Below are 19,332 nucleotides of genomic sequence, written 5' to 3'. Positions count from 1 at the left end.
CCTACATCTTCTTTATCTCTTCGGCGATTAAATCACCCATTTCCTCTGTAGACACAACTTTTGTTCCTTCAGAATAAATGTCTCTTGTTCTATATCCTTTTGCGAGAACTCTTTTAACTGCTTCATCAATAGCTTTTTCAACTTCTGGCATATCAAAAGAGTATGTAAACATCATTCCGACAGAATTTATAGTAGCTATTGGGTTAGCAATATTTTGTTCTGCAATATCTGGAGCAGAACCGTGGATTGGCTCGTAAAGTCCAATTTTTCCACCAATACTTGCAGATGGAAGCATTCCAAGAGAACCTGTAAGCATTGCACAAGCATCAGAGAGAATATCTCCAAACATATTTGTTGTGACTATAACATCAAATTGCTTAGGCCATCTGATTATCTGCATTGCTGCATTATCAACATACATATGGTTAAGTTCAACGTCCTCATATTCTTTATGAACTCTTTCTACTACTTCTCTCCATAAAACGGTTGCCTCAAGAACGTTCGCCTTATCAACGCTTGTTACTTTCTTGTTTCTCTTTCTTGCTACTTCAAAAGCAACTTTTGCAATTCTTTCAACTTCACTTTCTCTATACCTTAAAGTATTTATACCTACTCTCTCTCCATCGTCTTCAAAAATGCCTTTCGGAATTCCAAAATAGATACCACTTGTTAGCTCTCTAATAACCATTATGTCAACGCCGCTAACAACTTCAGGCTTTAAGGTAGAGGCATCAATAAGCTCTTCATAGAGTTTTGCAGGTCTAAGGTTTGCAAAAGCATTTAAAAGCTTTCTCATTCCTAAAAGTGCACGTTCTGGTCTTATCTCAAATGGAAGATTATCCCACTTAGGACCACCTACAGCTCCAAGAAGAACAGCATCTGATGAAAGAATTTTCTCTTTTGTTTCCTCTGGGAAAGGAACTCCACATTCATCAATTGCAGCACCACCTATTAGTGCATAATCATATTCAAGCTTTATATCAAACTTTTCAGAAACAGCATCCATTACTTTCACAGCTTGCTTTACAATCTCAGGCCCAATACCATCACCTGGAAGAACAGCTATCTTAAACTTTTTCAACATTCACCTCCTACTTTTTACTTTAATCCTAGCTTTTGCTTAGCGTATTCCATTAAACCACCAGCTTCCATGATTTTTCTAATATCAGGTGGAATAGGATTTGCTTTAAACTCTGTTCCTTTTGTTAAGTTCTTAATAACGCCAGTTTCTTGATTTATCTCAACAATATCCCCTTCTTCTATTCCTTCAACAGCTTCTGGAGACTCAAAAATTGGAAGTCCAATGTTTATTGCATTTCTATAGAAGATTCTTGCAAAGGACTTAGCAATAACTGCAGATACCCCAGCTGCTTTTATAGCTATTGGAGCGTGTTCTCTTGAAGAACCACATCCAAAGTTCTTTCCTGCAACTATAATATCTCCCTTTTGAACTTTCTTTGGAAACTCTGGATCAGCATCCTCCATAACGTGTTTAGCAAGTTCAGAAGGGTCAGACGTATTTAGATATCTTGCAGGAATAATTTCATCAGTGTTAATATCATCTCCAAACTTAAAAGCTCTTCCTTTTAAAATATCAGACATTTTTTCCTCCTTAATTTTTGTGTCCAAGGTCAAAGGGAATTATACCAGTAAAAACGTAGAAAAAACAAAAGAAAATGGCTTGAGATTCCTTGTCATCAAGAAGAAATGGAAAAGATACAAAAGTAGGAAGGGTTAATTTGAATGGAGAGAATATAAAGGAAGTATTTAGGGAAGATGAAGGAAGGGATGGGAGAAGAAAATTGGTTGCGGGGGCGGGATTTGAACCCGCGACCTTCGGGTTATGAGCCCGACGAGCTACCGGACTGCTCTACCCCGCGTCTATAGTGGAGCGGGCGACGGGATTCGAACCCGCGACCCTCAGCTTGGAAGGCTGATGCTCTAGCCAGCTGAGCTACGCCCGCCCTTTAGTGGTGGAGGGGGCAGGATTCGAACCTGCGTAGGCTTCCGCCGCCGGATTTACAGTCCGGTGCCTTTGACCGCTCGGCCACCCCTCCACGTATGGTGCCGGCTGAGGGAGTCGAACCCCCGACCTGGTGATTACAAGTCACCCGCTCTGCCAGCTGAGCTAAGCCGGCACATCGTGGACGCTGAATAATATAGGTAGAACTTAAAAAGTGTCAAGGGGGAAAAATGGAATTTTTGACCATCTTCTCTTTGGTAGAATTATTTTCCATTTTAACCTTAATAAAGAGAAGGAGTTGCAATGGCAATAAAATTTAAAGACTCCTGTGGAGTAGGATTTATAGCAAACATTAACGGAGAAAAATCTTATTCAATAATAGATAAAGGATTAAGGGCAGTAGCCAACCTTACTCATAGAGGAGCAACTCTTGCAGACGGAAAAACAGGAGACGGTTCAGGTATTCTCTTTCAGGTTCCTCACGAGTTCTTTATAAACGAAGCCAAAAAAATAGACAGAGATTTTAAAGCTGATAAAGTAGCTGTTGGTGTCTTTTTCTTAAAAGGAAACGTAGACAAAGCCAAGGAAATTATAGAAAAGGAAGTTAAAGAAACTCTTAGATTTTGCATTTTTAGGGATGTTCCTATTGATACTAAAGAATGTGGAGAGATAGCAAGGAAAGCACTTCCAGAAATTATTCAAGTAATAGCTCCAGCAAACAAAAGCCTTTTGGAAATTTACGTATTAAGAAGAAAACTTGAAAAGCTACTGAAAGCTATTTCGCCTGACAACTACGTTGTTTCCTTTTCAGATAGACTAGTGGCCTACAAAGGAATGCTCTTAGCTCCAGATCTTAGAAAATTTTATTTAGATCTTCAGAACGAGGAAATAAAGAGCTCTCTTGCAATATTCCACCAAAGGTATTCTACCAATACAAACCCTGAGTGGAGATTGGCTCAGCCGTTAAGACTTATAGCTCACAACGGTGAAATAAACACTATTACAGCAAACAGAAACTTTATAAAGGCTGTAGAACCGATATTAAACCATCCGAAAATAAAAGAAAAAGTAGAAACCATCTTACCCTTGGTTGAATTTGATGAAAGCGATTCTGCTTCTTTAGATAGAGTTTTTGAATTAATGATTGTTTGTGGAATAGATCCAAGAATAGCAATAAACATTCTTGTTCCTCCTGCTTACGAGCTTTTAAACAACGTTAAGGATGAGGTGAAAGCTTTCTTTAAATTTACTTCTCTTCTTATGAAACCTTGGGATGGCCCTGCTGCCATAGCTTTCACCGATGGTAAAGTGATAGGTGGAAAGCTTGATAGGAACGGTCTAAGACCTGCAAGGTACGTTATTACCGAATGTGGCGAAGTAATATTTGGCTCAGAAGTTGGAATGATTGACGTTCCAGAAAAAGGAGTAAAAGAGTTTGGAAGGTTAATGCCTGGAGAAACCATTGTTGTTGATACCGAAAACAAGACAGTAAAGAAGAATGAGGATGTTTTAGAAAGAATAGCTTCTTCTTTCCGTTTAGAAAGAGAGGTTAGAAGAAAACTCTTTAACCTCAAAAGAACCGAAAAGATAGAACCTAAGACACGGGAAAACCTAAACAAAGAACTTGTAAAGTTTTGCTACTCAAGAGAAGATTTAGAAGAAGTTATTGAGTACATGGCTGAAATGGGAAAGGAACCAGTCTTTTCAATGGGAGATGACACTCCAATTCCTAACCTTTTAGATAAACCCTACTTACTATTTAAACACTTTAAGCAAAAGTTTGCCCAAGTTACAAATCCTCCGATAGATCCAATAAGAGAAAAAGCTGTAATGTCTTTAAGTATAAGACTTGGAGCAAAGGTCAACTTTTTAAACCTTGAGGGAAAAGTTCTAAGGAGATTAGAACTCCACTCTCCACTACTTACTCCTTCAGAATTTAAAGAACTGAAGGACACCAACATCTTAAAGGTTGACACCTTTAAAATGGAATTTGATACTTCACTTAAAGAAGGCTTAAATAAACTATTTGAAGAAGTTAAAAAGTCTATTTTAGAAAAAGGAACAGAACTTATTATCCTATCCGATAGAGACACTAAGTATCCAATTCCTTCAATATTAGCCGTTTCTGGACTTACTGCATTCCTTGAAAGGGAAAGACTTTTACATCAGGTATCAATAATTGTTGAAACAGGAGAAGCAAGAGATACCCATCAGGTAGCAGCTCTTATAGCTTTTGGAGCCTCAGCAGTCCATCCATACCTTGTTTTTGAGTATCTAAAATCAAAAGAAATAGACCTTAACCTGCCGTACTCAGAACTTGAGAAGAATTACAAGAAAGCTATTGAAACAGGTATCCTAAAGATAATGTCCAAAATGGGAATTTCTGTCCTTGCTTCTTACCATAGATCCTGTCTTTTTGACATTGTAGGAATCTCCAAAGAAGTTGTTGACAAATACTTCCCTAACACCTTCTCACCTATTGGTGGTATAACCTTAGAAGATATAGAAGAAATAGTTAAGGAAAGGGTCAAGTTAGCCGAAAAGGTAGAAGAGCCAGAATACAGTGGAGAACTAAAATCTCGTCCAAACGGTATTCACCACTCTTGGAGTCCAGAAGTTATAAGAAACATATTTAAAGCTTCAAAGAGTGGAAAGTACGAAGACTTCAAGGAAGTAGTAAAAGCTGTAGAGAAAAGACCTACCCATTTAAGAGATTTACTTACCATAAAGTCGGATAGAAAACCAATCCCTGTAGAAGAAGTTGAGCCGGTTTCTTCCATCGTTAAAAGATTTATTGTTCCCGGAATGTCAGTAGGAGCTCTTTCAAAAGTTGCCCACGAAGTAATAGCAGAAGCTATGAACATTTTGGGAGCAAAAAGCTGTAGTGGAGAAGGTGGAGAAGATCCAGTCCGTTACAACACCAACAAAAACAGCAAGATTAAGCAGGTAGCTTCTGGAAGGTTTGGAGTAACCCCCTCTTACTTAGCATCTGCTGAAGAGATAGAAATAAAAATTGCCCAAGGAGCAAAGCCTGGAGAAGGTGGTCATCTACCGGGACATAAAGTTACATCTTACATAGCATCTTTAAGATATTCTGTTCCAGGCGTAGCTTTAATATCTCCTCCTCCTCACCATGATATCTACTCAATTGAGGACTTAGCACAACTTATTTATGACTTAAAACTTGCTAACCCAAAGGCAAGAATAACCGTAAAGCTTGTTGCTGAAAGTGGAGTAGGAACAGTAGCATCCGGAGTTGCAAAGGCAAAAGCCGACATAATTCAAATTAGCGGTGCCTGTGGTGGAACAGGAGCATCTCCTCTTTCCTCAATAAAAGGAGCAGGTCTCCCTTGGGAAATAGGTCTTCCAGAGACCCAAAAAGACTTAGTTGAAAATAACTTGCGAGAAAAAGTTGTTTTAAGAGTAGACGGAGGGTTTAAAACAGGAAAAGACGTTGTAATAGCAGCATTAATGGGAGCTGAAGAGTTTGGATTTGGAACAGCCGCAATGATAGCTGAAGGCTGCGTAATGGATAGAGACTGCCATACCAATATTTGTCCCGTTGGGATAGCCACTCAGGATAAAAATAGAATCTGTAAGTTCAGAGGAAGCGTTGAAACTGTTGTCAACTACTTTAAGCTAGTAGCAGAAGATGTAAGGTACATATTAGCCCAAATGGGTTATAGAAGCTTAGACGAAATAATCGGAAGATATGACTTACTTAGCGAAAACGGAGAGTTAAAAGATAAGTTTAGATATGCAAAGAACTTGGATTTAAGTTTTATCACCCAAAATCCTATTTATAAACTAAAGAGAAAAGAATTACCTTACACTCCTGTAGAATCACCACTAAACGAAAAGATTGTAAGGGATGTTCTTCAATTTATAGAAAAGAGAGAAAAAGTATTTAAAGAGTACGAAATCAAGAATACTGACAGGAGTGTTGGGGTTTCACTTGCTTACCACATAGTTAAACTTCTTAAAGAAGAAGAAATTGAAAAGGAGTTTATCCACTTAAGATTTCGTGGGGTTGCTGGACAAAGTTTTGGGGCATTTTTACCAAAGGGAGTAACCTTAGAGCTTGTAGGAGAAGCTAACGATTATGTCGGAAAAGGGCTTGGCGGTGGAACAATAGTTTTAAGATTTCCTGAAGAGTTTAAAGGAGAGCCTCATGAGAACATAATAGCCGGAAATACTCTTCTTTATGGAGCAACAGGAGGAGCTCTCTTTGCAGGAGGAGTTGTTGGAGAAAGGTTTGCAGTCAGAAATAGTGGTGCGATTGCTGTTGTTGAAGGAGCTGGTCAACACGCCTGTGAGTATATGGTAAAAGGAATAGTTGTTATTTTAGGAAAAGTTGGAAAGAACTTTGGAGCTGGAATGACCGGAGGAACAGCATTTGTCCTTGATGACGAAATAGAAGAGAAGATTAACAAAGACTACGTTGAGGTACGAAAACTTACAACTGAAGACTACGAAGTTTTAAAGTCGCTACTTTCCAAACACTACAAATTCACAAGGAGTAAACTGGCTGCTAAAGTCCTTGAAAATAGATTCCTTTTAGAATCCATTAGAAAAGTAGTTCCTATAGGTGTTAAAGAGCTTGAAATAAAACTTTCTGGGATGGATAAGCTACCAGCTTAACTTTAAATAACATAAATTTTTAAAGATAATTAAGCTTTACACCTTTTAACTATTATAGGAGGCGAATTAATGGCTCTCGTTGTTCAAAAGTTTGGTGGAACATCTATGGGATCAATAGATAGAATAAAGCACGTTGCGACAAGGGTTTTAGAGGAGAAAGAAAGAGGAAACGATGTTGTTGTTGTTGTCTCTGCAATGGCTGGAGAAACAGATAGGCTAATAAACCTTGTAAAAGAAATAACTCCTGAACCAAACGAAAGGGATATGGACTTTGTAGTTTCTACTGGAGAACAGGTATCTGCAGGACTTCTTTCCATTGTTTTAAACAGTATGGGACATCCTGCTATCTCTTTAACAGGTTGGCAAGCAGGAATAAAAACGGACGAAGCCTTTACAAAAGCAAGGATTCTTGACATAGATGTTGAAAGAATAAAAAAACACCTTAAAGAAGGAAAAATTGTCATAATTACCGGTTTTCAAGGAATAACAGAAAAAGGCGATATTACAACCCTTGGAAGGGGTGGATCAGACACTTCTGCCGTTGCCCTTGCTGCCGCTTTGAAGGCTGAAAGGTGCGATATCTATACCGATGTGGATGGAGTTTATACAGCCGACCCAAGAATAGTTCCAGAAGCCAAGAAAATTGACGTTCTATCCTATGAAGAAATGCTTGAACTTGCATCTTTAGGTGCAAAAGTTCTTCAGATAAGGTCAGTAGAGTTCGCAATGAAGTATAAAGTTCCTCTAAGAGTTAGAAGTACTTTTACAAAGGACGAAGGAACGCTTATTAAGGAGGAAGACGAAACAATGGAAAGAGTTGTAGTAAGAGGAATTGCCCATAACAAGAATGAAGCAAGAATTACAGTAGAAAGAGTTCCAGATAAGCCTGGTATTGCTGCAAAAATTTTTGATGCTCTTGCTGATGCCAACATTCCGGTTGACATGATAGTTCAGAATGTTTCTGTTGATGGCTACACAGATATTTCCTTTACAGTAGAGAAAAACGATGCAGCCAAGGCCGAAAGAATAACAAAAGAGGTTGCAAAAGAGATTGGAGCAAAGAACGTAATAAGAGATGACAAAATTGCGAAAGTTTCTGTCGTTGGACTCGGAATGAGAAGCCACGCTGGAGTAGCTGGAAAAGTTTTTGAAACTCTTGCAAATTATGGAATAAACATTGTGATGATTTCAACTTCCGAAATAAAGATATCCTGTATCATAGACGAGAAGTTTACAGAGCTCGCTGTAAGAGTTCTCCACGAGGCTTTTGGACTTGATAAGAGTGAACAAGCCTAGGAATGAGGTAAGGCAATGGTCTATATATACGATACGACTTTACGAGATGGTGCCCAGACAAGGGGGATTTCTTTTTCTCTTGAGGATAAGCTGAGAATTACTCAAGCTCTTGATGAACTTGGAGTTCATTACATAGAGGGTGGATGGCCGGGATCAAATCCAAAAGATCTGGCTTACTTTGAAACAGTAAAAGGTCTTGACCTAAAAAACTCCAAAATTGTTGCTTTCAGTTCAACAAAGAGAAAAGGAATAAAGATTGAGGATGACGCAAATATACAGCAGCTTGTAAAGACAGAAGTCCCTGCAGTAACGGTTTTTGGGAAATCTTGGGACTTACACGTAACAGAAGCTTTAAAGATAAGTCTTGAAGAAAACCTTGAACTAATCTATGAAACAATAACGTACCTTAAGAAATACTTTGATGAAGTTTTTTTCGATGCAGAACACTTTTTTGATGGATACAAAGAGAATCCTGAATATGCTATGAAAACTTTAAAAGCTGCCGAGAGTGCTGGTGCAGATTGTTTAGTTCTTTGTGATACAAACGGTGGAACTTTGTGGTATGAAGCAGAAAAAATATTTGATGATGTTATAAAAGAGGTAAAAGCTCCTCTTGGAATTCATGCCCACAATGATTCAGATATGGCAGTTATAAATTCTTTAATAGCAGTTAAAAAGGGTGCTATCCAGATTCAAGGAACAATTAACGGTCTTGGTGAAAGATGTGGAAATGCAAATCTTTGTTCAATAATCCCTAACCTTGTTCTAAAAATGGGATATGAGTCCATACCAAAAGAGAGCCTTAAGAAACTCTATTCTGTTTCAAGGCTTGTTTCTGAACTTTCCAATAGACCTCATCCTGTAAACCTTCCATTTGTTGGTGATAACGCCTTTGCCCACAAAGCTGGCGTTCATGTATCAGCAGTAGAAAAGAATCCAAGAACTTACGAGCATATAGACCCAAGCCTTGTTGGAAATAGAAGAAGAATTATGGTCTCTGAACTTTCTGGAAGAAGCAATATAGTAAACAAAGCAAAAGAACTTGGAATAGAACTTGAAAAGAACTCTGAAGAGGTTAAAAAAGTTCTCTCCAAGATTAAGAATCTTGAAGCTCAAGGTTATCATTTTGAAGGAGCAGACGCCTCCTTTGAGCTTCTTTTAAAAGAAACTTTAGGGCTTACTAAAAAATACTTTGAGTTAAAAGGTTTTAGAGTTTTCACAGAAAAGAGATCTGAAAACGAAGAAGCCTATGCAGAAGCTACCATAAAGGTAGAGATTCCTGAAGAAATAGCGAGAGAAAAAGGTATAAAAGACAGAGTAGAGCATACAGCTGCTGAAGGTAGAGGACCAGTAGAAGCTCTTGATAAGGCATTAAGGAAAGCTCTTGAGAAGTTTTACCCTTCAATAAAAGAAGTAAAGCTTACTGACTACAAAGTTAGAATCTTAAATGAAGCTAGCGGAACAGCTTCTTCCCCAAGAGTTTTAATAGAATCAACCGACGGTAAGAGAAAGTGGGGAACGGTTGGGGTTTCACCTAACGTGATAGAAGCATCTTGGATAGCCCTTGTAGATGCGTTAAAATACAAACTAATGAAAGACGAAGAAGAGGAAGGGAAAAATTCTTAAAGAAAGTTTCTCCAAAAAAATTCTAACAAGACTAAAAAAAGTAAAAATATGGCTATACAACCTTCTTGAGAGTGATACAGGACCTTATCGCCTTCTTTATGATACTTTTGCTCTTTTTATAGTTGTTACTTCTTCTGTTCCTATTGTTTTGGAACTGTGGATAGATATTCCTTTACCTCCAGATCTTCAAAGACTGTTTGACGACTACGAGGAAATATCCCTTCTTTTCTTTGTTGTTGAGTACATTTTAAGGTTCTGGGTCATATCCGACTTTATAGATGATTTTAGAGAAGGTCTGTCAAATACAGGAAGCTATATAAAGGCGTTCTTTATAGCACTAGAGCCTAAACTGAAATGGATGGTAAAGCCCTACTCGATAATAGACCTTCTTGCAATACTTCCAATTTTTAGACCATTTAGAACGCTCAGAATACTTAGACTTTTAAGACTTTTAAAAATATTTAGATACACTTACGCTTTAAGAAGTCTTTTTTTAGCGATAAAGGAAGAAGCTCCTATAATCTCATTTATAGTTATCACATTAGTACTCTGGATAGTGACAATTTCGTTAACTGTATACATCTACGAATATAACGCTGGGAACAAAGCATTCCACTCCGTTTTTGAAGCCATATACTGGGGAATTGTAACGATCTCAACAGTCGGCTACGGAGATATTACTCCAGTCACAAAAGAAGGAAAATTCTTGGCATCTTTGCTAATAAGTGGGGGAATAGTTCTTGTATCAGCATTAACTGCTACTTTCTCAGCAACCCTTATAAACAGAATGAACATTCTTAAAGGAGAAGGACTAAAGATGGATAAATTAAAGAATCATCTTGTTATTTGTGGGTGGAGTGAAAGCGGTGAAGAGCTTGTAGAGGAAATAATAAGAACTGGACTGGACAAGGAAAAACCTGTTGTTTTAGTTACAGAACTTGAGAAATCTGAACTTGGAGTGGATATAAGCAAGTACATTCTTTATAAAAAAGGAGACTTTACAAAAGAACAGATTTTGGTTGAAGTTTCTATTCAAAACGCATCTGAGGTTGTTATTTTGGGTGAAAGAAAAGAAGGTTTATCTGACAGAAACGTAGATGCAAGAACAGCACTAACAGCAATGCTTGTAAAGACAATGAATCCAAAAGCTAAGATTTACGTTGAAGTTCTTCACGATGAGAACGCAGAAGTTTTTGAGAAAAGACTAGGAGTAAACGGAGTTTTTATGTACGGTAAAGTCATTGGAAGATTAATGTTTAATAGTATTGTCACTCCTGGATCTGCGAAGCTAATGGAAAAACTTTTAACAAATGAAGGTACTATAAAGAAAGTAAAAATAAAAGAGGTAGGTAACTTTGAAACTTTCGGCGAACTTATAAGATATCTCAGAAGGTATAAAGCCTTACCGATAGCAATAGAGAGAAAAGAAGAGGTAATACTGAATCCTCCCGATGAAGAAAAGTTAGAGGATGGGGATAATGTTTTTGTAGTTTTTTAACTCTTTTCGGAGGAAAGGATAGATTTAAAAGTAGGTGTAATACTTATCCTCGTGAAAAATCTTTTATTTTCTCTATCACTTATAGTGCTGTCCATTTACCTTCTAATTATTCTTTTCCAACTCCTATTAAGGAAAGACCACTTAGAACTGATGGTTCCTCTTACAATCTTACTTTTTGTTGGAATAACGACATCTTTGGAAATTACAGAAGATGTTTTTCAGTTTCCTAAAAGAGGAGAAAGCTATCTACAAAGCACTACTTGCGAAGTATCAAGAGTTAGAAATTTCCTTTACGAGAAAAGAATTACGTGCAGGAATGGAGAAGTCTTAATAGATAGACTAACTATTAGAAGCTTCCGAGAAAATGAAATTATTAAAGTAAAATACTTGCCTGTCTCCCTTATCATTACAAAAATAAGTAGGGTGGGGAGTTCCCACCCTCAAGAAAGTTTTAAGTAGTAGAACTTTCAGCGTCGTTGTAGATATCTCCAACAATAGGATCGTTAAATCCTTTGAATCCTCTAACAGTTTCAACTCTAAACTGTGTGGACTTGTACCAGATTTCCTTTGGAGGTTCTTTAACAGGTGTAAGCTGCCATCCTCTCATTTCTTGATAGTAATCCCAGTTTACATACTCGTTGAAGTTGTGTAGAAGGTCTGTAATTACAAGTCCCATATCAAGGAGAACTTTCTGGATTCTTGCCCACTTATCAAGGGAAGATTCTCTTCTTGTTACCCCAAAGTATCCAGCACATCTTGGTCCTTTAAGTGTAGCAACTCCTCTTCCTACGAAAGCCTTAATAGCTTCTACAGTTTCTGGTGGATCTGTGAAGAATGTATCGTAAGCTCCAACAACGTCTTCTGGAAGAGGCTGTCTTAGGTCGTGAACTCTTGCATCGATGTTAAGGTTATACTCTTCAGAAACTTTCTTTATAAAGTCAATAAGTCTTTCATCTATTTCAAGGATTGTAACTTTCTTTGGAAGTCCTGTTAAAGCAAGTGCAATACTCATAAGGTCATCATCACCAAGAACAACTACATTCTTTCCTCTTAAATCTCCTCTGCTATCTGCAAGAGCAACTCTTGCAAAAGTATTTTCAGGAGTTACATAACCTTGGTCGTACTGGTGGATAGCAGGAGGTCTGTTTTCTTGGATTTTGAGAAACTTCTCAAACGCTTCTTTTAGGTCTGTAATAACAACGCTTCTTCCATTACAGGTTGGGCACTTGTGGGAAACAAAACTTTCAATTCCAAGCTTTTCTACAAGCTCAGCACCCTTTTCTGTAAGTAAAATTTGAGTTCCTTCAAATGCAATAAGTCCTTCTCTGTTAAGAAGCTTTAAGATTTCAGCTACAAGAGGTAGTGGTTCATCAGACAGATCTACGATTTTCCAAAAGTTAGAAGTAGATCTTATTGCTGCGATAACTTTTTCAACACTTCTTGGGTAAGCAGGGACTTGGGTGTTCTGTTCTGCTTCCTGAGCGATTCTTTCAAGTATTTCCATTTCTACTCCTCCCTGTAAACAAAGTTTGGTATTGCAAAAGCTCCAAAGTGAATTTGAGAGTTATAGTATTTAAGCTTTTGAGTTTTTCTTTCAAGTTCCTGAATTTGTCTTAAAAGAACGTTTCTTTCTAAGGAAAGAGGATCTTTTTTCTTAGAAGCTATGGTAAAACTCCACATTCCTGAAGGATAAGTAGGAATGAAAGCCAGATACGGCCTTACTATAGGAAAAACTTTCTGAAGTTCTTTTACAACTTTTACGTAAACTCTCCTTTGAGCAAACGGAGATTCTGATTGGGTAACAAAGATTCCATCTTCCTTTAAAGCTTTAAAAGCATCTTTATAAAACTCCTCTTCATAAAGAACTTTTGAAGGGCCAATAGGATCTGAACAGTCCACTATAATAACATCGTAAATGTTTTCTTTATTTCTTATATACTCTCTTCCATCATCAAAAATAAGTTCTACTCTTTCATCATTTAAGCCACAAGATATTGTAGGGAGCTCCCTTTTGGCAAACTCTACTACATCTTTATCTATTTCAACCATCTCAACCTTTTTAGGTTCGTGTTTTAGAACTTCTCTAACAGTTCCTCCATCTCCTCCACCTATTACTAAAACCTTTTCCGGTTTCCTATCAAGTGTGAAAAGTGCAGGGTGAACTATCATTTCGTGATAGATAAACTCATCTTTTTCCGTCGTCTGTATAGCCCCGTCAAGAACAAGCATTTTTCCAAAATCTACAGTATCAAGCAGTATAACTTCTTGAAAGGGTGTTTTCTTAGTTATAGCCTTTCTTACCTTTACAGTAAGACCTGTTCCCTGTAAATCCATTCCTTCGCCTTCGTAAAATTCTGTAAACCAGAGCATTATTTCCCCCAGAAAAAGAGCATAAGCTCACGAATAATCTTTGCCCCAAGGGCTTGAGTAATACCTGACGGATCGTAAGGTGGAGAAATTTCTACAACATCAAAACCAACAATATTAACAGGCGGTAATTTATAAATAGTTTCAAAGAATTCAACAGGTGAAAAACCGCAATGCTCCGGAGTTCCCGTTCCCGGTGCAAACGAAGGGTCAAAGAAATCTATGTCGATAGTAATATAAACAGGTGTTTCTACTTCCTCCAATACCTTAGGAAGATTGTCAGGAGTCGGTAAGTAGATAATGCTTTTAGAGTCTTCCATTAATTCAAATTCTTCCTTCGTTCCACTTCTAATTCCAACCTGAATTAAATCACACCCTAGTTCTAAAGCTCTTTTCATAACACAAGCATGAGAAAACTTTGTCCCTGTATATTCGTCCCTTAAGTCCGCATGAGCATCAAATTGGACAACTGTAAGCTTTCCATACTTTTCTGTTAGATACTTAATTACAGGGTAACTAACAGAGTGATCTCCTCCTATCATTACGGGTGTTCCTACCTTCTTTTCGGTTAAGAACTCCTCCACTTCCTTTATCATTTTTTCGGGAGAAACAGAAATTTCTATGTCTCCCAAATCCACAAAATCTAAATCTTCCAAATCCCTTTTTAATGCTGGACTATAAGTTTCCAAATTTTCAGAAAAATTCCGAACTCCTGAAGGTCCAAATCTAGTTCCTGCCCTAAAACAAGTTGTCGAGTCGTAAGGAATTCCAAAGATAGAAATCCTTCCACTATCCTTAGCGCTCAAGAATTTCATTCATCTCCTCTGTGATAGAATTTCAAGAGGAAATTTTAATCCAATTCAATAAGGACAAAAGGATGAATTTCAAGCTTAGAGGAACTAACGTAATAGGAATAGAGATTTTAGTAAATAAAGAGAATTTTTCGATAGAAGGAATAAAAAGTTTCATCTTGGGAAAAAACTCTCTACTAAAAGGATCAAGAATAGTTGTTTCTGTAGAAGACTATTTCCTTACACGCAAAGAAATTCTTGATCTTAAAGACTTCATAGAGTCCATTGAAGGATTGACGTTCTGTGGATTTAAAACTAATATCAAAGAGAATAGAGATATTTGTCTTTCAGTAGGCATTCCGTGTGATCTGTTTAATATGCAAACAGCCAAGGAGAAGGAACGTTCAGAAGTAGAAGAGGTTAAGTTCCTAAGGAAAACGGTTCGTTCTGGAGAGAAGATTACCTCAACAGGAGATTTGGTAATCCTTGGCGACGTAAATCCTGGAGCTGAAATAGAAGCAGGTGGTAACGTTTACGTTATGGGAAGCTTAAGGGGCATAGTTAAGGCAGGAATAGGGAAAAGCGAAGGAGAAGTTAGATCCCTTTACTTTGAAGCTCCTAGAATAGAAATTGCAAATGTAGAAAAAGTTTTTGATAGAAAGGAAGCTTATTTAAACTTTAGAGCTAAGGTTAAAGCTGGAAATTTAAAAATAGAATTTCTTGAAAAGGGGAGATAATGGCGGACAAAGTATTTTGCATTACCTCTGGAAAGGGTGGAGTTGGTAAAAGTACAGTTACGGGTAACCTTGCTACAGCTTTAGCTTCTAAAGGATATAAAGTGGTAGCCATTGATGCGGATATAGGTTTAAGAAATTTAGATCTTATTTTAGGTTTAGAAAATAGAATTGTCTATGATATTGTCCACGTAATAGAAGGTGCCTGTACTGTTGAAAAAGCTTTAGTAAAAGATAAAAAGACTAAAAACCTTTACCTTTTACCAGCTGCTCAAACCAAAGATAAAAGTGCTGTAAAACCTGAAGACTTGGTTAAAATAGTAGAGGAATTAAGGAAAAAGTTTGATTTCATCTTTATAGATTCACCAGCTGGAATAGAAGATGGTTTTAAGACTGCAGTTGCACCTGCAGACAGAGTCTTAATAGTTACTAACCCAGAAATGGCATCTATTAGAGATGCTGACAGGGTTGTAGGATTGTGTGAAAACATGGGTAAAGGTGAACCTAAACTAATAGTTAACAGGCTTGATCCTAAAAAAGTTGCAAGAGGAGATATGCTTGATGCTGATGAGGTAGTGGAAATATTAGGTTTAGAACTTATAGGAACAGTTCCTGAAGATAAAAATATGGTTTCTTACATTAATAAAGGAGAACCTGCTGTCTTGTTTGAAGACTCTATCGCTGGAAAAGCTTTACGAAACATAAGTGAGAGACTTTTAGGAAAAAATGTACCGTTCCTAAAACTTGACTACAACGAAAGTTTTCTAGACAAGCTGAAGAAATTGTTAGGAGGAGAATAGAAAAATGGACTTTTGGCCTTTTAATAAGAAGCCTCCCAGTAAAGAAATTGCAAAACAAAGACTTAAGTTAGTTCTAAAATACGATAGAACTGGAATTCCCCCGAATGCAGTGGAAGAAATAAAAAACGCAATCCTTGATGCCCTGAAAAAGTTTCCTTTTATAGAAGCAGAAGCTATATCTATAAACATTTCTCATGATGATCTTGAGAAAATAGAGATAGAAGTTCCTGTGAAGGCTTCAAAATAAAAAAGCCCCCTTTCGGGGGCATATTCTTCGAAGAAACTTATTCTTAACTATTCCTCAGATGCTTCCTTTGGTTCAACGAGCATAACTATAGCTGTTGGAGCAGCGTCTCCTTTTCTAAAGCTGTAGTGTAAAAGTCTTGTATATCCGCTATTTCTATCTTGATACTTTGGAGCAATTTCATTAACAAGCTTATACGCAACTTCCTTTCTTGTAACTATTGTTAAAACATCTCTTATAGCTTTCACTTTATCTTCTTGCTTGGCCTTGTTTATTACTTTATCTGCAAGTCTTCTAAGTTCTTTTGCTCTTGCAATAGTTGTAACTACCTTTCCATGCTCCATTAAATCAGTAACGAGGTTCCTAAGCATTAACAATCTATGTTCAGTTGGCCTTCCTAGCTTTTTTCCCTTCACTCTATGTCTCATCTTTCACACCTCCAAGCTCAAATCCAAGAGAAGCTACAAATTTCTCTATTTCTGCAATAGACTTCTTACCAAGTCCCTTCATAGAATCAAGATCTTTCTTTGTTAATTTGAGAAGATCTCCCACGGTCTGAATTCCGTTTTCAGTCAGTACTTTTAAAGCTCTACCCTTTAGTCCTGCTTCTTCTAAGGATTTAGTGTAAATTTCGGATACTTCTTGTTCCTCAACTCCAGATTCTGCTTTGGAAGTAGCAAAAAGAGCCTCAACTAACTTGTCTCTTACCATAGAGAAGTGTTCAATTAGGATATTGGTAGCTCTAACAACAGCATCCTTTGGAGTAATGCTTCCGTCAGTCCAAATTTCCATTGTTAACTTATTATAGTCTGTTCTTCCACCAACTCTAGTATCTTCTACTCTGAAAGCTACTTTCTTGATAGGAGAAAAGTCTGCATCGAGAGGGATCCATCCAATAGTAGTAATCTCAAAAATTTGTTGGATATCTTCGGATAAGACGAATCCTTTTCCTTTGTCTATTCTAAGGTGTATCTCTATCTCAGAATTCTCATTGTCAAGAGTTGCTATTTCTTGGTCTGGAGTTAGAAGTTCAACTTGTGAAGGAAGATCAAAGTCCTTAGCGTAAACAACGCCTGGTCCTTTCTTTTTAAGCTCTATAAAAACAGGACCATCTCCATGGAGAACAAATCTTAGTTGCTTTATGTTAAGAACTATCTCCGTTACATCTTCAACAACGCCAGGAAGAGTTGTAAACTCGTGGTAAGCCCCTTCAAACTTCACGGCAGTCGGAGCTGATCCTTCGATGGATGATAGAAGAACTCTCCTTAAAGCATTCCCAATAGTAACACCGTATCCTTTTTCGAGAGGTTCAACTACGAATCTTCCGTAGGTAGGAGTGTGTTCCTCCCAGACAAACTTGTCAGGAGTAATAAATTCAACCATTATTTCCTCCACTAAACGCTTAAAGCTTACTTAGAGTAGAGCTCTACAATTAGGTGTTCCTCAACTGGTATCCCTATTTCTTCTCTTGTTGGTTCTGCCTTAACAACTCCCTTGAAGTTTTCGGCGTCAAGTTCAAGCCAAGAAGGAATTCCACGCTTTTGAGCAAGCTCTATACCTTCTTTAATTTGAGGAATGTCTCTACTCTTTTCTTTAACCTCAATAACATCTCCAGGCTTCACAAGGTAAGAAGGTCTATCTACCTTCTTTCCGTTTACCAAGATGTGCCCGTGAACAACGAGCTGTCTTGCGTGTCTATGGGACTTACCAAAACCGAGTCTGTAAACTACGTTGTCAAGTCTACTTTCAAGAAGCTTTAAAAGGTTTTCACCGGTTTGACCTCTCATTCTTTCAGCCATTTCATAGAAACGCCTAAACTGTCTTTCTCTTATACCGTAGTAATACTTAACCTTTTGCTTCTCCATAAGCTGACGACCGTAGTAGGAGATCTTTCTACGTGTACGGCCGTGCTGTCCCGGTGGATATGGTCGTCTATCAAGAATAGACTTTCCTTTTTGTGTCTTTTCCTCTCCAACGTATATGTTAACTCCAAGACGTCTAGCAATACGCCACTTTGGACCTGTATATCTTCCCATCTATTACCTCCATTAAACCCTTCTTCTTTTTGGTGGTCTACATCCATCGTGTGGAATTGGAGTAACATCTTTGATAGCCTTAACATTTAACCCAGCAGCAGCAATAGCTTTTATAGCAGTTTCTCTACCACCACCATTTCCTTTAATTCTTATTTCAACGTCCTTTACTCCAAACTCTTTCATAGCTCTTTCTGCAGCTTTTGTCGCTGCAAGCTGAGCAGCGTATGGTGTACTTTTTCTAGTTCCTTTAAAACCTACAGTTCCACCACTTTCCCAACAAAGAGTATTTCCATCTTTATCTGTAAAAGTAACTATTGTGTTGTTGAACGTTGTCTGTATATGAGCAATAGCAAAACCTACAGTTCTCTTCTGCTTCTTTTTACCACCTTTTCTGGCTCTTGCCATTAATAACCTCCCAAAAACCTAGTTAATTAAATTACTTCTTAGGAGCCTTCTTCTTATTAGCAACAGTCTTTCTTGGACCCTTTCTAGTTCTCGCATTAGTTCTGGTTCTTTGTCCTCTAACAGGAAGACCAAGTCTATGACGAACTCCTCTGTAACATCCAATTTCAATAAGTCTTTTAATGTTCATTGCAATTTCTTTTCTAAGATCACCTTCCACTTTGTACTCGTTCTCGATAATCTTTCTAATCTTTGCAATTTCCTCTTCTGTAAGTTGCTTTACTCTTTTTTCAGGGTCAATTCCTGCTTTTTCACAGATCTTAAATCCAGTTTTGATTCCGATACCGTAAATGTAAGCAAGTGAATATGGAACTTTCCTATTATCTGGAATGTCTACTCCTGCTATTCTAGCCACCTCTAGCCTCCTTACTTACCCTGTCTTTGTTTGTGCTTTGGGTTTTCGCAAATTACCCTTACTACGCCTTTTCTTCTAATGATCTTACACTTAGGACAAATCTTTTTTACAGATGGCCTTACCTTCATCTTTCTCCTCTCCTCATAAATTTTTCAGTGTGCCATCAGCCGCGGTTTCTTATAAGGAAGGGATTATCCTTTTCTGTAAACAATTCTTCCTCTTGTAAGGTCATAAGGACTAAGCTCAACGACCACACGGTCGCCTGGCAGTATCCTAATGAAGTGGACCCTCATTTTTCCTGAAGCATGAGCTAGAACTTGATGACCGTTATCAAGTTCAACCTTAAAGTACGCGTTAGGAAGAGCTTCTACTACTTTACCTTCAACCTGAATTCCTTTTTCTTTCGCCATCTTTTCCCCAAAAAAGTTTTGTAAAATTTAAATTGCGGACATAATTATAGTCCCATCTTCAGTAATAGCAATATCGTGTTCAAAATGAGCGGAAAGTTTACCATCTTTA

The 19,332-nt window shown here is 37.6% G+C and carries 21 protein-coding genes and 4 tRNA genes; 8 read left to right on the top strand and 17 right to left on the bottom strand.

Annotation, left to right across the window (positions count from 1 at the left end; translation table 11 throughout):
- Position 1: 1 nt before the first annotated feature.
- From leuB to ABGX27_06820, 6 genes are all read right to left on the bottom strand, one after another.
- Positions 2-1,084, bottom strand: a complete 1,083-nt coding sequence (gene leuB, locus ABGX27_06845; protein ID MEO2069212.1) for a 3-isopropylmalate dehydrogenase — start codon at positions 1,082-1,084, stop codon at positions 2-4.
- A gap of 14 nt (positions 1,085-1,098) precedes the next feature.
- Positions 1,099-1,602: a 3-isopropylmalate dehydratase small subunit gene (gene leuD, locus ABGX27_06840; GenBank protein ID MEO2069211.1), complete on the bottom strand. Its 504-nt coding sequence runs from the start codon at positions 1,600-1,602 to the stop codon at positions 1,099-1,101.
- 201 nt (positions 1,603-1,803) lie between these two features.
- Positions 1,804-1,880: transfer RNA gene (locus tag ABGX27_06835), tRNA-Met, on the bottom strand.
- Positions 1,881-1,887: 7 nt separating this feature from the next.
- A tRNA-Gly gene (locus ABGX27_06830) sits at positions 1,888-1,964 on the bottom strand.
- A 7-nt stretch (positions 1,965-1,971) separates the two neighbouring features.
- Positions 1,972-2,057 (bottom strand) — tRNA-Tyr (locus tag ABGX27_06825).
- A gap of 5 nt (positions 2,058-2,062) precedes the next feature.
- Positions 2,063-2,138 (bottom strand) — tRNA-Thr (locus tag ABGX27_06820).
- A 128-nt stretch (positions 2,139-2,266) separates the two neighbouring features.
- Between ABGX27_06820 and gltB the strand changes: the two genes are divergently transcribed.
- From gltB to ABGX27_06795, 5 genes are all read left to right on the top strand, one after another.
- Entirely contained in the window at positions 2,267-6,604 is a 4,338-nt protein-coding gene (gene gltB / locus ABGX27_06815) for a glutamate synthase large subunit (GenBank protein ID MEO2069210.1), read from the top strand.
- Between the two features lie 69 nt (positions 6,605-6,673).
- On the top strand, positions 6,674-7,900 hold the full coding sequence (locus ABGX27_06810) for an aspartate kinase (GenBank protein ID MEO2069209.1): 1,227 nt from the start codon (positions 6,674-6,676) through the stop codon (positions 7,898-7,900).
- A 15-nt stretch (positions 7,901-7,915) separates the two neighbouring features.
- Positions 7,916-9,526 (top strand): citramalate synthase, encoded by a 1,611-nt coding sequence (gene cimA, locus ABGX27_06805; GenBank protein ID MEO2069208.1) that lies wholly within the window; start codon positions 7,916-7,918, stop codon positions 9,524-9,526.
- On the top strand, positions 9,519-11,024 hold the full coding sequence (locus ABGX27_06800) for an ion transporter (protein ID MEO2069207.1): 1,506 nt from the start codon (positions 9,519-9,521) through the stop codon (positions 11,022-11,024). The genes cimA and ABGX27_06800 overlap by 8 nt, the downstream gene beginning before the upstream one ends.
- 51 nt (positions 11,025-11,075) lie before the next feature.
- Positions 11,076-11,483: a hypothetical protein gene (locus ABGX27_06795; GenBank protein MEO2069206.1), complete on the top strand. Its 408-nt coding sequence runs from the start codon at positions 11,076-11,078 to the stop codon at positions 11,481-11,483.
- Here ABGX27_06795 and ABGX27_06790 read toward each other — a convergent pair.
- The 3 genes from ABGX27_06790 to speB are packed head-to-tail and all read right to left on the bottom strand — an operon-like array spanning position 11,476 to position 14,206.
- Positions 11,476-12,528, bottom strand: coding sequence for a bis-aminopropyl spermidine synthase family protein (locus ABGX27_06790; protein ID MEO2069205.1), 1,053 nt, complete (start codon positions 12,526-12,528; stop codon positions 11,476-11,478). The genes ABGX27_06795 and ABGX27_06790 overlap by 8 nt on opposite strands.
- 2 nt (positions 12,529-12,530) lie before the next feature.
- Positions 12,531-13,394, bottom strand: a complete 864-nt coding sequence (gene speE, locus ABGX27_06785) for a polyamine aminopropyltransferase (GenBank protein ID MEO2069204.1) — start codon at positions 13,392-13,394, stop codon at positions 12,531-12,533.
- On the bottom strand, positions 13,394-14,206 hold the full coding sequence (gene speB / locus ABGX27_06780; protein MEO2069203.1) for an agmatinase: 813 nt from the start codon (positions 14,204-14,206) through the stop codon (positions 13,394-13,396). The genes speE and speB overlap by 1 nt, the downstream gene beginning before the upstream one ends.
- Before the next feature lie 62 nt (positions 14,207-14,268).
- Between speB and ABGX27_06775 the strand changes: the two genes are divergently transcribed.
- From ABGX27_06775 to minE, 3 genes are read left to right on the top strand one after another with little or no spacing between them, the layout of a single operon-like run.
- A complete protein-coding gene (locus ABGX27_06775; GenBank protein ID MEO2069202.1) occupies positions 14,269-14,919 on the top strand; it encodes a septum site-determining protein MinC in 651 nt (216 codons plus the stop codon).
- On the top strand, positions 14,919-15,716 hold the full coding sequence (gene minD, locus ABGX27_06770; GenBank protein ID MEO2069201.1) for a septum site-determining protein MinD: 798 nt from the start codon (positions 14,919-14,921) through the stop codon (positions 15,714-15,716). The genes ABGX27_06775 and minD overlap by 1 nt, the downstream gene beginning before the upstream one ends.
- 4 nt (positions 15,717-15,720) lie before the next feature.
- The gene (gene minE / locus ABGX27_06765) at positions 15,721-15,963 is read left to right on the top strand and encodes a cell division topological specificity factor MinE (protein MEO2069200.1); all 243 of its coding nucleotides are present in this window, start codon (positions 15,721-15,723) and stop codon (positions 15,961-15,963) included.
- Positions 15,964-16,010: 47 nt separating this feature from the next.
- Here the strand turns inward: minE and rplQ are convergent, their stop codons facing one another.
- From rplQ to ABGX27_06725, 8 genes are all read right to left on the bottom strand, one after another.
- Positions 16,011-16,388, bottom strand: a complete 378-nt coding sequence (gene rplQ / locus ABGX27_06760) for a 50S ribosomal protein L17 (protein ID MEO2069199.1) — start codon at positions 16,386-16,388, stop codon at positions 16,011-16,013.
- Positions 16,378-17,343 (bottom strand): DNA-directed RNA polymerase subunit alpha, encoded by a 966-nt coding sequence (locus ABGX27_06755; protein ID MEO2069198.1) that lies wholly within the window; start codon positions 17,341-17,343, stop codon positions 16,378-16,380. The genes rplQ and ABGX27_06755 overlap by 11 nt, the downstream gene beginning before the upstream one ends.
- Positions 17,344-17,369: 26 nt before the next feature.
- A complete protein-coding gene (gene rpsD, locus ABGX27_06750) occupies positions 17,370-17,996 on the bottom strand; it encodes a 30S ribosomal protein S4 (protein MEO2069197.1) in 627 nt (208 codons plus the stop codon).
- A gap of 12 nt (positions 17,997-18,008) precedes the next feature.
- Entirely contained in the window at positions 18,009-18,401 is a 393-nt protein-coding gene (gene rpsK / locus ABGX27_06745) for a 30S ribosomal protein S11 (GenBank protein MEO2069196.1), read from the bottom strand.
- A gap of 31 nt (positions 18,402-18,432) precedes the next feature.
- The gene (rpsM, locus tag ABGX27_06740) at positions 18,433-18,813 is read right to left on the bottom strand and encodes a 30S ribosomal protein S13 (protein MEO2069195.1); all 381 of its coding nucleotides are present in this window, start codon (positions 18,811-18,813) and stop codon (positions 18,433-18,435) included.
- Between the two features lie 11 nt (positions 18,814-18,824).
- Positions 18,825-18,941: a 50S ribosomal protein L36 gene (rpmJ, locus tag ABGX27_06735; GenBank protein MEO2069194.1), complete on the bottom strand. Its 117-nt coding sequence runs from the start codon at positions 18,939-18,941 to the stop codon at positions 18,825-18,827.
- 63 nt (positions 18,942-19,004) lie between these two features.
- Entirely contained in the window at positions 19,005-19,223 is a 219-nt protein-coding gene (infA, locus tag ABGX27_06730; GenBank protein ID MEO2069193.1) for a translation initiation factor IF-1, read from the bottom strand.
- A gap of 27 nt (positions 19,224-19,250) precedes the next feature.
- A partial coding sequence (locus ABGX27_06725; protein ID MEO2069192.1) for a type I methionyl aminopeptidase occupies positions 19,251-19,332 on the bottom strand: 82 nt, incomplete at its 5' end.

The sequence above is a fragment of the Desulfurobacteriaceae bacterium genome (genome assembly GCA_039832905.1).
Classification (GTDB): Bacteria; Aquificota; Aquificia; order Desulfurobacteriales; family Desulfurobacteriaceae; genus Desulfurobacterium.
This window is presented reverse-complemented; position numbering and strand designations above follow the sequence as displayed.

Coding starts and splice junctions, on each gene's coding strand:
- leuB (MEO2069212.1), bottom strand. CDS start 1,084: ATGTTGAAAAAGTTTAAGATAGCTGTTCTTCCAGGTGATGGTATTGGG.
- leuD (MEO2069211.1), bottom strand. CDS start 1,602: ATGTCTGATATTTTAAAAGGAAGAGCTTTTAAGTTTGGAGATGATATT.
- gltB (MEO2069210.1), top strand. CDS start 2,267: ATGGCAATAAAATTTAAAGACTCCTGTGGAGTAGGATTTATAGCAAAC.
- ABGX27_06810 (MEO2069209.1), top strand. CDS start 6,674: ATGGCTCTCGTTGTTCAAAAGTTTGGTGGAACATCTATGGGATCAATA.
- cimA (MEO2069208.1), top strand. CDS start 7,916: ATGGTCTATATATACGATACGACTTTACGAGATGGTGCCCAGACAAGG.
- ABGX27_06790 (MEO2069205.1), bottom strand. CDS start 12,528: ATGGAAATACTTGAAAGAATCGCTCAGGAAGCAGAACAGAACACCCAA.
- speE (MEO2069204.1), bottom strand. CDS start 13,394: ATGCTCTGGTTTACAGAATTTTACGAAGGCGAAGGAATGGATTTACAG.
- speB (MEO2069203.1), bottom strand. CDS start 14,206: ATGAAATTCTTGAGCGCTAAGGATAGTGGAAGGATTTCTATCTTTGGA.
- ABGX27_06775 (MEO2069202.1), top strand. CDS start 14,269: ATGAATTTCAAGCTTAGAGGAACTAACGTAATAGGAATAGAGATTTTA.
- minD (MEO2069201.1), top strand. CDS start 14,919: ATGGCGGACAAAGTATTTTGCATTACCTCTGGAAAGGGTGGAGTTGGT.
- minE (MEO2069200.1), top strand. CDS start 15,721: ATGGACTTTTGGCCTTTTAATAAGAAGCCTCCCAGTAAAGAAATTGCA.
- rplQ (MEO2069199.1), bottom strand. CDS start 16,388: ATGAGACATAGAGTGAAGGGAAAAAAGCTAGGAAGGCCAACTGAACAT.
- ABGX27_06755 (MEO2069198.1), bottom strand. CDS start 17,343: ATGGTTGAATTTATTACTCCTGACAAGTTTGTCTGGGAGGAACACACT.
- rpsD (MEO2069197.1), bottom strand. CDS start 17,996: ATGGGAAGATATACAGGTCCAAAGTGGCGTATTGCTAGACGTCTTGGA.
- rpsK (MEO2069196.1), bottom strand. CDS start 18,401: ATGGCAAGAGCCAGAAAAGGTGGTAAAAAGAAGCAGAAGAGAACTGTA.
- rpmJ (MEO2069194.1), bottom strand. CDS start 18,941: ATGAAGGTAAGGCCATCTGTAAAAAAGATTTGTCCTAAGTGTAAGATC.
- infA (MEO2069193.1), bottom strand. CDS start 19,223: ATGGCGAAAGAAAAAGGAATTCAGGTTGAAGGTAAAGTAGTAGAAGCT.